Source organism: Streptomyces sp. NPDC059002 (genome assembly GCF_042740435.1).
Classification (GTDB): domain Bacteria; phylum Actinomycetota; class Actinomycetes; order Streptomycetales; family Streptomycetaceae; genus Streptomyces.
In genome coordinates this window covers 39,236-51,199 of record NZ_JBHYJI010000020.1, presented here as the reverse complement: position 1 = coordinate 51,199, position 11,964 = coordinate 39,236, and the positions used below count along the sequence as shown (strand labels likewise).

Annotated in this window: 13 protein-coding genes; 6 read left to right on the top strand and 7 right to left on the bottom strand. The window is 72.3% G+C overall.

Annotated elements, in window-relative coordinates; all coding sequences use genetic code 11:
* The first annotated feature begins 10 nt into the window (after positions 1 to 10).
* A complete protein-coding gene (locus ACFWZ2_RS19895; protein ID WP_384547367.1) occupies positions 11 to 1,222 on the top strand; it encodes a sensor histidine kinase in 1,212 nt (403 codons plus the stop codon).
* Between the two features lie 5 nt (positions 1,223 to 1,227).
* Here the strand turns inward: ACFWZ2_RS19895 and ACFWZ2_RS19890 are convergent, their stop codons facing one another.
* A complete protein-coding gene (locus ACFWZ2_RS19890) occupies positions 1,228 to 1,542 on the bottom strand; it encodes a hypothetical protein (protein ID WP_384547366.1) in 315 nt (104 codons plus the stop codon).
* Positions 1,543 to 1,686: 144 nt separating this feature from the next.
* Here ACFWZ2_RS19890 and ACFWZ2_RS19885 point away from each other — a divergent pair, with 144 nt between their 5' ends.
* Positions 1,687 to 2,382 (top strand): response regulator, encoded by a 696-nt coding sequence (locus ACFWZ2_RS19885; protein ID WP_384547495.1) that lies wholly within the window; start codon positions 1,687 to 1,689, stop codon positions 2,380 to 2,382.
* A 4-nt stretch (positions 2,383 to 2,386) separates the two neighbouring features.
* Here ACFWZ2_RS19885 and ACFWZ2_RS19880 read toward each other — a convergent pair whose 3' ends face one another.
* The 6 genes from ACFWZ2_RS19880 to ACFWZ2_RS19855 form a co-directional block, all read right to left on the bottom strand.
* Complete coding sequence (locus ACFWZ2_RS19880; protein ID WP_384547364.1) at positions 2,387 to 3,400, bottom strand: Gfo/Idh/MocA family protein; 1,014 nt, start codon at positions 3,398 to 3,400, stop codon at positions 2,387 to 2,389.
* Positions 3,397 to 4,449 (bottom strand): Gfo/Idh/MocA family protein, encoded by a 1,053-nt coding sequence (locus ACFWZ2_RS19875; RefSeq protein ID WP_384547362.1) that lies wholly within the window; start codon positions 4,447 to 4,449, stop codon positions 3,397 to 3,399. The genes ACFWZ2_RS19880 and ACFWZ2_RS19875 overlap by 4 nt, the downstream gene beginning before the upstream one ends.
* A 68-nt stretch (positions 4,450 to 4,517) precedes the next feature.
* The gene (locus tag ACFWZ2_RS19870; RefSeq protein ID WP_384547360.1) at positions 4,518 to 5,369 is read right to left on the bottom strand and encodes a carbohydrate ABC transporter permease; all 852 of its coding nucleotides are present in this window, start codon (positions 5,367 to 5,369) and stop codon (positions 4,518 to 4,520) included.
* Positions 5,362 to 6,306: a carbohydrate ABC transporter permease gene (locus ACFWZ2_RS19865; protein ID WP_384547358.1), complete on the bottom strand. Its 945-nt coding sequence runs from the start codon at positions 6,304 to 6,306 to the stop codon at positions 5,362 to 5,364. The genes ACFWZ2_RS19870 and ACFWZ2_RS19865 overlap by 8 nt, the downstream gene beginning before the upstream one ends.
* On the bottom strand, positions 6,303 to 7,562 hold the full coding sequence (locus ACFWZ2_RS19860) for an ABC transporter substrate-binding protein (RefSeq protein ID WP_384547356.1): 1,260 nt from the start codon (positions 7,560 to 7,562) through the stop codon (positions 6,303 to 6,305). The genes ACFWZ2_RS19865 and ACFWZ2_RS19860 overlap by 4 nt, the downstream gene beginning before the upstream one ends.
* A gap of 71 nt (positions 7,563 to 7,633) precedes the next feature.
* Positions 7,634 to 8,767, bottom strand: a complete 1,134-nt coding sequence (locus ACFWZ2_RS19855) for an ROK family transcriptional regulator (RefSeq protein WP_384547354.1) — start codon at positions 8,765 to 8,767, stop codon at positions 7,634 to 7,636.
* A gap of 332 nt (positions 8,768 to 9,099) precedes the next feature.
* On the opposite strand from ACFWZ2_RS19855, the gene ACFWZ2_RS19850 reads away from it, so the two are divergent.
* The 4 genes from ACFWZ2_RS19850 to ACFWZ2_RS19835 all read left to right on the top strand — a co-directional run bounded on the left by ACFWZ2_RS19850 (position 9,100) and on the right by ACFWZ2_RS19835 (position 11,889).
* Positions 9,100 to 9,252, top strand: a complete 153-nt coding sequence (locus ACFWZ2_RS19850) for a lasso RiPP family leader peptide-containing protein (protein WP_384547352.1) — start codon at positions 9,100 to 9,102, stop codon at positions 9,250 to 9,252.
* Between the two features lie 68 nt (positions 9,253 to 9,320).
* Positions 9,321 to 11,204: an asparagine synthase-related protein gene (locus ACFWZ2_RS19845; protein ID WP_384547350.1), complete on the top strand. Its 1,884-nt coding sequence runs from the start codon at positions 9,321 to 9,323 to the stop codon at positions 11,202 to 11,204.
* Positions 11,201 to 11,464, top strand: coding sequence for a lasso peptide biosynthesis PqqD family chaperone (locus ACFWZ2_RS19840; protein WP_384547348.1), 264 nt, complete (start codon positions 11,201 to 11,203; stop codon positions 11,462 to 11,464). The genes ACFWZ2_RS19845 and ACFWZ2_RS19840 overlap by 4 nt, the downstream gene beginning before the upstream one ends.
* A complete protein-coding gene (locus ACFWZ2_RS19835; protein ID WP_384547346.1) occupies positions 11,461 to 11,889 on the top strand; it encodes a lasso peptide biosynthesis B2 protein in 429 nt (142 codons plus the stop codon). Before ACFWZ2_RS19840 ends, ACFWZ2_RS19835 begins: the two co-directional genes overlap by 4 nt.
* Positions 11,890 to 11,964: the final 75 nt, after the last annotated feature.

Genomic DNA, 11,964 nt, shown 5'->3' with positions numbered 1-11,964 from the left:
CATTCGATACGTGGATGATCACCGCTCCCCGCACGGCACGGCGCCCGCCGGGGCAGGCCCGAAGCCGGGCCCGAACCCAGTCCAAGGCCCCGGCCCCGGCCCCGGCAGGACGGGCCGGGCGCTGCTCTTCGGCGTGCCCGTACTGCTCCTCTGGCTCCTCGACCTGGTGCCGAGCCGGCCCGACGGATCCTGGCTGCCCCTGGTCTCCGGGCCACTGGCCGTCGCCGTACTGCTCGTGCGGCGCGGCCCGGGGATCGAGGTGCGGGCCGCCGCCGCGGCGCTGGCGTCGGGCGCGCTCACCCTCGGTGTGACGCTCGGCCACGTCGACGTGAGCAGCTGGGGCCTCCTGGAGTCCTTCGCGCTGCTCGCCCTGCTCACGGTCACCGCCCGCACGGCCCGGCTGCCCGCCGCGTACGTCCTGTGCACGCTCCTCGCGCTCGCGATCGCCGTCGCGCCCATCCGGCTCGGCGTCCAGTCCGAGGCCGAGACCTTCGCGTTCGTCCTCACGGTCGCGGTGGGCGGCGCCCTCGCGCTCGGCGGCTACCTCCGCTCGCTCGACGGCCGCAGGGCCCTCGCCGTGACCGCGACCCAGGAGGAGGAGCGCCGTCGCATCGCCCGCGACCTGCACGACTTCGTCGCCCACCACGTGACCGGCATCGTCGTACAGGCCCAGGCCGCGCGCGCCATCCGCGAGACGTCGCCGGAGCAGCTCGACCCGCTGCTCGCCCGCATCGAGAAGGCCGGCACCGAGACCCTCGACTCGATGCGGCGCCTGGTCCACGTCCTGCGGGCGGAACCGGGCGCGACGACCCGGCCCGCCGACCTCCTCACGGAACTGTCCGCCCTGGTGGCGGCCCACGGCGACGCCGCGACCCTGCAGATCACTTCGCAGGCCCGTGCCACCGCCCTCGCTCCCGAGGTGGAGACGTCCGTGCACCGCGTCGTCCAGGAGGCACTCACCAACGTCACGCGCCATGCACCCGGCGCGACGGACGTCCGCGTCCACCTCTCGACGCACGGCGGGCAGCTGCTCGTCGACGTCTCCAACGGCCCGTCCGCACAAGGCCGTTCGCCGGACCGGACGCCTCCGGGCGGTCATGGCGGCCTCGGTCTGATCGGCCTCCGCGAGCGGGTCGAGGCGGTCGGCGGCACCTTCGACGCGGGCCCGCGCCCCGACGGCGGCTGGCGGCTGCGCGCCGCGTTCCCCGCCGACCGCGCCTGACCCCGCTAACTGAACATGACGCTGTGCGGCACCGGATCGCCGAAGTCCCCCGCGGTGAAGGGCGCGAGCGGCGCCCCGAGGGGTTCCTCACAGCCGTGGTCCGCGTACACGGTGGCCACGCTGTCCGTGCCGTTGTCCACGTGCACGGCCCCCGCGACGAGGAGGTAGCACTCGCCGCTCACCGGGTTGTCGGTGCTGAAGTCGTCGCCGTTCACGTTGACGTAGTGCAGTGAGCCGTTGGCGGCGCTGGCGGACGTCGGGAGTGCCGTGACGAGGGCGAGGGCCCCGAGGGCGGCGACGACGGTGCGGTGCAGACGCATGAGCGGTTTCCTTACGTGACAAGGTCGCAAACGGCGTAGTCCTTCCCCTGTCTTGAGCCTCCAGTCGCCGCGCTGCGGGAGTATCGATTCCCCGTCACCCGATCGGTTGGGGGCGCCCGGCCGTACCCTGGCCCCGTGCACGAAATGTCCCAAGAACAGCGCCCGGCCGCATCGACGAGGGTCCTCATCGCCGACGACCAGGAAATGGTCCGCACCGGATTCCGGCTGATCCTGGCCGCGCAGCCGGGGATCGAGGTGGTCGGCGAGGCCGCCGACGGCGCCGAGTGCGTGGAGCTGGCGCGGCGGCTGCGGCCCGACGTGTGCCTGGTCGACGTGCGGATGCCGAAGCTGAACGGGCTCGAGGTGACGCGGCTGCTCGCCGGGCCCGGGGTCGCCGAGCCGCTGCACGTCGTGGTCGTGACCACCTTCGATCAGGACGACTACCTCGATGAGGCGCTGCGGGGCGGCGCCGTCGGGTTCCTGCTGAAGGACGCCGGTCCCGGCCTGCTCGTGGAGGCGGTGCGCGCCGCCGCGAAGGGCGACGCGCTGGTGTCCCCGGCCGTGACCCTGCGACTGCTCGAACGGATGGCGGACCGGCACGGGCCGCAGTGCGGTGCGGCGGGCGGCGGGCCCGCGCCCGACCTCCTCTCGGAGCGTGAGCTGGACGTGGCCCGGCTCGTCGCGCGCGGCCGGACCAATCAGGAGATCGCCCAGGAGCTGTTCATCTCCGTCGCCACCGTCAAGACCCATCTCGCCAACATCCAGACGAAGTTGGCGGTGCGCAATCGCGTGGAGATCGCCGCGTGGACCTGGGAGGCGGGACAGGTCGGGCGGCGCTGACGCCTCAGCCCACCGGCACCGGAACACCGCTGCGGGACGAGGCGTAGCCTGCCGCGACGATGCGCAGGGTGCGCAGTCCGCCCTCACCGTCGGCGACGTCCTGGCCGTCCTCGCCCGGCCCGTACAGGAAGGCGCGCAGCATCCGCTCGTCCAGGTCGACGCCGAACGGCAGCTCGGTGCCGCGCCCCAGGCGTTCGCTGAAGCCGTGCACCTTCTGGTCGAAGGCGTCCATCTCCAGGGTGGCCCGCTCGCCGACGACGGTCATGCCGAGGCCGCCCCAGGAGTGGTGGGAGCGCGGGTGGGACCAGCTGCAGTCGATGGTGGCGACGGCTCCGTTGTCGTAGGTGACGCTGACCAGGCCGCTGGTCTCGACGTCGACCTCTCCGGCGTACAGGAGGTTGTTGGTCTGCGCGTAGACCTCGACGGGGCGCGCGGCCGCGAAGAGGTCGTCGAGCAGGTCGGCGATGTGCACGGTGTGGTCCATCAGGGCGCCCCCGCCGGAGAGTTCGGGATCGGCGAACCAGCGGCGGTCGCGGGTCGGCATCGCGCCGTTGTTGGCCCCGGAGACCGCGAGGACCCGGCCCGCCTCGCCCGACGCGACGGCGGCCTTGACGGCGGCGTACGCGGGGCTGAAGCGGACGGGGAAGGCGACCGCGAGCCGCACCCCCGCGGCCCGGCAGGCGGCGACCATCGCCTCGCCGTCCTCGACCGAAGCGGCCAGCGGCTTCTCGCACAGGACGGCCACGCCGTGCGCGGCGGCGCGTTCGACGAGCGCGCGGTGGCGGGCGTTCTCGGAGCAGACGATCACAGCGTCGGGGCGCTGGGCGAAGACCTCTTCGTACGTCTCGGCGTACGCGACACCCAGGTGGTCGGCGAGCGCGCGGCCCCGCACCTCGCCGGGCGCGGCGAGCGCCGTGTCCGGGTCGCTGCCCAGCACCTCGACTCCGGGCATACGGTCGAGCAGCCGCAGATATCCGGCCGCGTGGACGTGGGCGAACGACAGGACGGCGACCTTCATCGCGCTGCCTCCTCGGTCGGTTCGGTGCGCTCGGTCTGTTCCGTCCGCTCGATCTCGATGACGCGGCCTGTGCGGCTCGACTCCGTCGCGGCCTCGGCGATCCGCACCGCCTCGACGCCGTCGCGCGCGCTCACCCGCGGCGCGGGCCCGCCCGGCTGCCAGGACGCGGCGAACTCGCGGAGTTCGGCCAAGTAGGGGCTCTCGGTCAGGGGGCTCGACGGGATGCCCTCGTTCGCGGGGCGCACGCCCTGCGCGGTGATCCGGAAGCCGGGCACCGCGGTGGAGTCGTGGTGCAGCAGGCCGTCGGCGCCCGCGATCCGGAACGTCGTACGGAACTGCTGGTCGGGCAGGCCCCACAGGCCGCCGATGTGGCTGACGGCGCCGGACGCGTGGGTGAGGACGGCGGTCGCGGTGACGACATCGGGCGGGGTGCCGGTGGCGTGCTCGACACCGCGGGTGCGGGCGTGCACGCGGACCACGTCGCCCGCGATCCAGCGGGCGATGTCGATGTCGTGCACCATCAGGTCCATGAGGACGCCGCCGGACTGGGCGGGGTCCCCGAACCACGGCGCCCACCGAGGTCGCGCCCCGCCGCGCGTGAAGCGCAGCACGGCGAGTGCACCGAGGTCGCCGCGGACGACGGAATCGCGCATCGCCGCGTACGCGGGGAAGTAGCGCACCACGTGCGCGGGATGGAGCCGTACGCCCGCCGCTTCGGCCGCGGCCGCGATCTCCTCGGCGTCGTGCGCGGTCAGCGCGAGCGGCTTCTCGCAGACGACGTGCCGGGCAGCGGCGAAGGCCGCGAGGGCGAGTTCCTTGTGGGTGGGTGTCGGGGTGCAGATGTCGACCGCCGTGACGGTGTCGAGCAGGTCGTCGAGGCCGTCCGCGATCCGGACGTCGTGCCCGCGTCCCGCGTACTCGGCGGTGAGCTTCTCCGCCGAGCCGTCGACGGTGTGCACGCTGACGCGGGCGCCGAGCGCCAGCCAGCCGGGCAGATGGGCGCGGGCGATGCCGCCTGCGCCGAGCAGGCCGATGTGGAGCGGTGGCATGAAGGAGGACTGCCTTTCCTGAGGGGCCCGAGGGAGGTGACCCGAGGGAGCGGTGCGGCGGTGCGGGGTCAGCTCTTGGAGCCGGAGAGGGCGACGCTCTGGACGAAGTGCCGCTGGAGGAAGACGTAGACGAGGAGCATGGGCAGGCTCGCGACGAGCGAACCGGCCATCATCACCGGGTAGTTGGTCTCGAACTGCCCCTTCAGGGAGGTCAGTCCCGCGCTGATCGGCATCTTCTCCGGGTCGGTGTTGACGACCAGCGGCCACAGCAGGTCGTTCCAGGACCACATCGCGGTGATGACGGCGAGTGCGGCGAGCGCGGGCCTGATCAGCGGCAGCATGATGGACCAGAAGATCCGGAAGGATCCGGCGCCGTCGATGCGGGCGGCCTCCTCCAGTTCCTTGGGGAGCGTGAGGAAGAACTGGCGCAGCATGAAGGTGCCGAACGCGCTGAACATGCCGGGCAGGAACAGCGCGGGCACGGAGTTGAGGAGCCCGAACCGCTGGATGATGTCGTACTGCGGGAGCACGAGCAGGGAGCTCGGCACCATCAGGACGGAGAGGAAGAGCGCGAACAGGACGTTGCGGCCGCGGAATTGCATGCGGGCGAAGGCATAGGCGGCGAGCGAGCAGAACACCAGCTGGCCGAGGGTGCGGCCGACGGTGTTGAGCAGGCTGTTGGTGAGCATCTCGCGGAACGGCAGCGCGGTGAAGACCTCTTCGAAACTGCCCCAGTTCCATCGGTCGGGCAGGAAGGTGGGCGGCACCCGTGAGGTCTCCGCGAGGGTCTTCAGGGCGGTGAGCAGCTGCCACAGGAAGGGGAAGACCATCACGAGCGCGCCGAGCGAGAGCACGGCGTGGGTGGCGAGGGATCCGGCGTTCACGCGCGGTTTCGCGGCGCGCTCTCGTGTGTCACGCATAGTGCACCCACCTCTTCTGGAGCCGGAACTGCAGATATGTGAGAGCGGCGATGACCACCATGAGCAGGAAGGCGAGCGCGGCCGCCGCGCCCTGCGCGTTCTCGATGAACGCCCATTTGTAGAAGAGGCCCACGACGGACTGGGTGTCGCCGATCGCGGGGTTCTTCTCGCCCATCATGATGTAGATCAGGTCGAAGGTCTGCAGTGAATTGATCATGCAGATGATCGAGGCGAAGAAGATGGTGGGGCTGAGCAGCGGCAGCGTGATGGTGAAGAACCTGCGCAGCGCCCCCGCCCCGTCGAGTTCCGCCGCTTCGTAGTAGTCCTGCGGAATTCCCTTGATGCCCGCCATGAAGATGATCAAGTAGTAGCCGGTGGTCGACCAGACCATCACCGTGCCGATCGCGAACACGGCGGTGGACGGGTCGGACACCCAGTAGTGGCGGTCGATCCCGAGGTGGCCGAGGATGTCGTTGAGGAGTCCGAAGTCGCCGTTGTAGAGCCAGTTCCAGACCAGTCCCACGGCGACGGGCAGGGTCACGAACGGCACGAAGTACAGGGCGCGGTAGAGGGCGACGCCGCGCAGTCCGCGCCGGTTCAGGAGGGACGCGACGACGATGGCGACGGGCAGCGCGGTGAGCCCGATGAGGCTGTAGATCAGCGTGTTGACGAGCGCCTGCCAGACGGTGACGTCCTGGATCACGCGGACGTAGTTGTCGGTGCCGATGAACGTATGGCCGCCGAACGCGCCGAATTCCGTGAAGCTGAAGTAGAAGGTCTGTATCAGCGGCCAGAAGTAGAAGACGGCGAAGCCGATGCCGAGCGGCGCGATGAACCAGTAGGCGGCGCGCTGATTGCGCGACGCGGGGCGCGGACCGGTGGCGGCGGCGCGGCGTTCTTCCGCCTTCGCGGCGGCCGTTGCGGGAAAGACACTCATGTGGCGCGCTCCTCCTTCAGGGCCCGGTCCATCTGTTCGCCGAGCCTGCGGGCGGCGCTCTCGATGCCGCCCTTTCCGCTGAACGCCGCGCCCAGGAGCGGGTATTGGAGGTTCTCCCAGACGGCGGTGTTCCTGGAGCTCGGATACGGGACGGCGTACTTCTGCATCTCGATGAAGTGCTTCAGGTCGAACTCGGGCATCGACTTGAGCCAGGCGTCCTGCGTCCCTTCGTACGAGGAGATGGTGACGCCCGCCGTCGCCTGGATCTCGGCGGCTTCCCTGCCCGCCATGAAGTGCACGAATTTCCAGGCGGCCTCCTTCTTGCGGCTCTTCGCGGAGATGACGTTCGCCAGGCCGTGGATGATGGTGGCCCTGCGCCGCCCCTTGGGCAGCACGGCGATGCCGCCGTGGTCCTTGAGCGCGGGCACGGCGTACATCTGCCCGGCCATCGCGGAGAGGTCGTAGTTCATGGCGACCTTCTCGGACCAGTAGCGCACGCGCCCGACGGACTCGACCATCGCGCTCTGCGGCGGCGACCAGCCCCGGTCGACCATGTCGGTGAGGAAGCGCAGGCCCTCGATGGACCGTTCGTCGCCGAATCCGGAGTGGCCGTCCTCGAGGATGTATCCGCCCGCGCCGCAGACGGCCGGGTAGATCTTCATCTGCCGGTCCATCTCGGCGGCGAATCCGTGCACGCGCCTGCGCGGATCGGTGAGTTCGGCGGCGGCGTCGCGCACGTCGTCCCACGTCCAGCTGGCGTCGGGGTACTTGATGCCCGCCTTGTCGAAGAGCGCCTTGTTGTACCAGAGGCCGATCGTGTCGAAGTCCTTGGGCAGGCCGTACTGCGTGCCGTCGTACGCGTAGAGCTTCACGAGCGGGCCGGGGTGCCGGTCGACGGGTGTGCGGTCGCTCCTGATGTGTCCGGAGAGCGGTTCGAGGACGCCGTTGGCCGCGTACAGCTGGAAGTTGACGGCATTCATCCAGAACACATCGGGCGCGGTGCCGCCCCGCATCGACGTCTTCAGGGTGGTCCAGTACGTCGCCCAGGGCGTGAGCTCGATCCGCACGGATATCCGCGGATGCTTCTCGCGGAACGCGGCGATGATCTTCTCCATGCCCGGCACCTGCGCCGGGTCCCACATGCCGTACGTGAGGGTGGTGCCGCCGCCCCCGCCGTCCGCGCCGTCGCCCCCGCCGGAGCAGGCGGCGAGCAGGGGCGCCGCGAGCGCCCCGCCGAGCAGAGTCCTTCTGCGCATGTACGCCTTCGCCTCCTGAGCAGTCGTCGGGCGCCGCCCCGGCCCGCCGCGCGGTGCGTCGCGCGGTGCCGCTACGGCGCCTGGTCCGCGAGCAGTTCCTCCTCCACCTCGTCGAGAGCCCTGCGCACGGCCCCGAGGGCCACGCCCCGGCCGCCGAGTGAACTGACCGCGATCCGCGGGACGTTCAGGGTCATCGGGCGCAGCCGCTCCGTGAGGAGCGGCACGAGCGTGCGGCCGACCGGCGTTGCGCCGCCGGTCAGCACGATCAGTTCCGGGTCCACGGCGAGGGCGAGGGCCGCGACGCCCGGGGCGAGCCGGTCCGCGAAGTCCGCGACGGCGGCGAGCGCCCGCGGGTCACCGGTGTCCGCCGCACGGGCCAGCGCGGCCACCTCGGACTCGCCCTCAAGGCGCTCGCCGGGCCACTTCAGGGCCTCCTGCGCGGTGCTCATGCCGAGCAGCGGCAGCATGCCCAGCTCGCCGGCGCCGCCGCGCCTGCCCCGGTGCAGCCGCCCGCCGATGGTGAGGCTGCAGGAGACGCGGTGCCCGGTGAGCACACAGACGACGTCGCCCGCGAGGGCCGCGGCGCCCTGCCAGCGTTCGGCGAGCACCGCGAGGTTGACGTCGTTCTCGACGAGGGTGTGGCCCGGTTCGCCGTCCGCGAGCAGCCGTCCGAGGTCGACGCCCGACCACTCGGGCACCACCACGGAGGTGATGACGCCGTCCGCGCCCACCGTGCCGGGCACGCCCACGCAGCGGGCGAGGACGGCGGTGCGCCGCGGCGCGTGGGCGTCGAGGAAGGACTCCATTCCGGCGCGCAGCAGGCCGAGCCGTGCGCTGCCGGTCAACTCCGGGTCGATGGCGGCGCGTTGGGACGCGATGACGGTGCCGCCCAGGTCGGCGAGGAGCAGCACCATCTTGTGCAGCCCGATGTCGACGCCGAGGACGGACCCGGCTTCGGTGCGGAAGCGGAACCTGCGCGCGGGCCGCCCCGGCGGCCGTTCCCCGTCCCGCGCCGCCGACTCGGCGACCAGTCCGCGCTCGGCCAGTTCCTCGACGGCGGCCTCCACGGTGGGCCGGGACAGCCCGGTGCCCGCGGCGAGTTCGGCGAGGGTGCGGGGGCTGCGGCGGTGCAGGGCGCGCAGGACGACGGTGGTGTTGAGCCGCCGCAGCGCGAGCAGATCGTGGCCGCGTGCCCGGTTCCGCATCAGTGCTTCACCCCATATCCACACCGGAACAGCCCAGTTCACAGGCTCGGGGCCCGTCGTGCGCCGTAATTAGAGAGGAGACTTGCATAACTCGCCCGGCCGGGGAAGGCCTTGGACGGCATCGGCACGACGGGGCGTACCGCGGCGCCGGGCGAATGCAGGCGCGCCCGGATCAGGCAAGCCCGTCAACTGCCACTAAAACAGGGGCAATTCACTCCTTCGAGGGTCAGATACCCCCGTTGGGCGTAGCGGGGCATGCCTTGGGCATTTTCCGCCCGAGTGCGGATCCCCGCACCGAAACCGGAAGCAACCGGAAGGATGGGGAGTTCCTTATGGGACAAGAAGTGATGGGGCAGGAAGAGATCTACGAACCCCCGGCCATGGTGGAGGTCGGCGACTTCGCCGACCTGACGCGCGGCGAGCCACTGGGGGCGTACTACGAAGGCGGGTTCCCGCCTTACGAGTGGTACCTCGGCCCCAGCTGATCCCGGGCGGACCGCCCGGTGACCCCGACAGGACAATGACTCGACGGCTCTATGACTGGTGACATGCCATGAGCGGTGACGTGTGGTTCGCCGTCCTTCCCGACGGCGCGTCCGGCGTGGCCGCGGCACAGCTCCTGCGCCCCTCTGCCACCGAAACCATCACACACGCCTCCGGTCGCCCCTGGCTCCTTGGCAGTTGGCCGGCGGGCCATGTGACGGTGGGCGCGGCGGGGGCGCGGCGAGTTGCGGTGATCGGGCGCTGCCCCGTCACCGCGGACGCGCTGTCCGCGCGGGCGGGGCGGCTGCGGGACATCGGCGACGTGGAGCGGATCGCCCGGGGCCTGCCCGGCAGCTTCCACCTGCTCGCCTCGGTCGACGGCTCGGTCAGGGCCAGAGGGAGCGCGTCCGGTGTGCGCCGCCTCTTCCACGCGCGCCTGGGCGACGTGACGGTGGCCGCCGACAGGTCGGACCGGCTCGCCGCCGCGACGGGGGCGACTCCCGACGACCGGCTGCTGGCCGCCCATCTCCTTGCCTCGCCCCTCCCCTATCCGTTGGACGACCGCTGTGTCTGGCAGGGCGTGCGGGCCCTGCCCTCCTTCGACTGCCTGCTGCTCGACGCGGACGGACGGGCCAGGACGCGGCGCTGGTGGACCCCTCCGGAGCCGGAGCTCGGGTGGCGTCGGGGAGCGCCCGCGGTGCGGGCGGCGCTGATCGCCGCGGTGGGCTCCTGTACGGCCGGCGGCGGCACGGTGAGCGCGGACCTGTCGGGCGGCATGGACTCCACCAGCCTCTGCTTCCTGGCCGCCGGGGAGCAGGACCGGCAACCCTTTGCCGGAGCCCGGCTCGTGACCCTGCGCTGGGAGAGCCGCGACCCGGAGAACGACGACGCGTCCTGGGCGGCGCGCGCCACCGAGCACCTGCCCGGCGCCGAGCACATCACGCCGACCCACGACCAATGGCCCCTCTGGTACAGCGATGTGGCGTCCCTCGCCGACGCCACACTGCCCACCGACGAGCCGGGCCCCTGGGTGCGCGACGGTGCCCGGATGGCGGCGCTCGCCCGGCTGATGACCGGCCGGGGGTCACGCCTGCACCTGATGGGCGGCGGCGCGGACGAGCTGTTCACCGCGCTTCCCCCGCACTTGCACGACTACGTACGCCGCCGTCCGCTGGCCGCGTACGCCCGGATCCGCACCCAACGCGCCTCCCAGCACTGGCCACTTGGGCAGCTGCTGCGGCAGCTCGCCGACCACAGGACGTTCGGCCGGTGGCTGACCGCATGGGCCGACGGCCTCACCGCCGCACCGCCCGCCCCGGCCGCCGTGGTCCGCGGCGCCCCCTCCACGGCGTGGGGCGTGGACCTGCGCATGCCGCCGTGGGCGACTCCCGACGCGGTCCTCGCCGTGCGGAGTCTGCTCCATGAGGCCGCCGAGGGCGCCGAGCCCCTGGCACCCGAGCGCGGACAGCATGCGGCGCTCGCGTGCGTACGGACCGGTGGGCGCGGCCTCAGACAGCTGGACCAGGTGACCTCGGCCCACGGACTGCGGTATGCCGGGCCCTATCTCGACGACGCCGTGATCGAGGCGGCGCTCGCCGTCCGGGTCGCCGAGCGCAGCGCGCCGGGGCGGTACAAGCCGGTCCTTGCCGAGGCGGTGCGCGGCATCGTGCCCGACGACATCCTGCGCAGACGGACCAAGGGCGAGTACAGCACGGACTTCCACACGGCCCTGCGGCACCATCGCGGCGCGCTCGTCGAGTTCTTCGACGGCTCGCGGCTGGCCCGCGCCGGGCTGATCGACGACGCCGCGGTGCGCGCCTCGCTGCTCGGGGTGCATCCGACGCCGGAGGCGCTGCGGTCCTTCAGCTCCAGCCTGGGCAGCGAGATCTGGCTCCGTTCCCGCCCGGCTGGCATCCGTACGCCGAGCACCACGATCACCGAAGGAGCGCCGTGAGCCTCACCCTGCGACCCGACGTCTGCGCCACGGACACGGCCGACGGCATGGTGCTCCTCGACGAGGCCAGCGGCCGGTACTGGCAGCTCAACGGCTCGGCGGCGCTCGTCCTGCGCAGCCTGCTCGACGGCGGCGAGCCGTCCGACGCGGCCCGTGCGCTGCGCGCGGCCCATCCGCGGCTCACCGCCGAGCGCGCCGACGACGACACGGCGTCGATCACGAGCGCGCTCCTCGCGGCCCGTCTGGTGGTGTCCTCATGAGCCAGCCGATGGTGCCCGCCGTCCGCGGGCGGCTGCCGCTGCACCGGCGTCCCCCGGTGCTCCTCGCCACGGCCGCGGCCCGCCTGATCGTCATGCTCAAGCCGCACCGCATCCGCCGTGTGCTGTCCACGGTCCGGCGGGGAGCCGCCCCCGCCACCCCGCAGGAGGCCCTCGCCGCACGCCGTGCCGTCGTCTCGGTGAGCGCGCGGTGTGCCGGGGAGGGCTGTCTGCAGCGTTCCGTGGCGACCGCGCTGCTCTGCCGGATGCGGGGAGTCTGGCCCGACTGGTGCACCGGGGTGCGTACGGCGCCGTTCCGCGCCCATGCGTGGGTGGAGGTCGACGGCGTCCCGGTGGGCGAACCGGACCGGCAGGCGGCCTATCACCGGATGATGGTGGTTCCTAGCGCGCCGGGGAGGCGGCCCTGAGCCGGGCTCGGCCCCGAACTCCTCAGCCGGGCAACGGTCTTGGGCGCGCCTGCACCGCTCCTGGGTGAACCCTCA

Excerpts from the sequence above, each read along its gene's own strand:
- ACFWZ2_RS19885 (WP_384547495.1), top strand. The coding sequence starts at position 1,687 with ATGTCCCAAGAACAGCGCCCGGCCGCATCGACGAGGGTCCTCATCGCC.
- ACFWZ2_RS19845 (WP_384547350.1), top strand. The coding sequence starts at position 9,321 with ATGAGCGGTGACGTGTGGTTCGCCGTCCTTCCCGACGGCGCGTCCGGC.
- ACFWZ2_RS19865 (WP_384547358.1), bottom strand. The coding sequence starts at position 6,306 with ATGAGTGTCTTTCCCGCAACGGCCGCCGCGAAGGCGGAAGAACGCCGC.
- ACFWZ2_RS19890 (WP_384547366.1), bottom strand. The coding sequence starts at position 1,542 with ATGCGTCTGCACCGCACCGTCGTCGCCGCCCTCGGGGCCCTCGCCCTC.
- ACFWZ2_RS19875 (WP_384547362.1), bottom strand. The coding sequence starts at position 4,449 with ATGCCACCGCTCCACATCGGCCTGCTCGGCGCAGGCGGCATCGCCCGC.
- ACFWZ2_RS19860 (WP_384547356.1), bottom strand. The coding sequence starts at position 7,562 with ATGCGCAGAAGGACTCTGCTCGGCGGGGCGCTCGCGGCGCCCCTGCTC.
- ACFWZ2_RS19880 (WP_384547364.1), bottom strand. The coding sequence starts at position 3,400 with ATGAAGGTCGCCGTCCTGTCGTTCGCCCACGTCCACGCGGCCGGATAT.
- ACFWZ2_RS19850 (WP_384547352.1), top strand. The coding sequence starts at position 9,100 with ATGGGACAAGAAGTGATGGGGCAGGAAGAGATCTACGAACCCCCGGCC.
- ACFWZ2_RS19835 (WP_384547346.1), top strand. The coding sequence starts at position 11,461 with ATGAGCCAGCCGATGGTGCCCGCCGTCCGCGGGCGGCTGCCGCTGCAC.
- ACFWZ2_RS19870 (WP_384547360.1), bottom strand. The coding sequence starts at position 5,369 with ATGCGTGACACACGAGAGCGCGCCGCGAAACCGCGCGTGAACGCCGGA.
- ACFWZ2_RS19855 (WP_384547354.1), bottom strand. The coding sequence starts at position 8,767 with ATGCGGAACCGGGCACGCGGCCACGATCTGCTCGCGCTGCGGCGGCTC.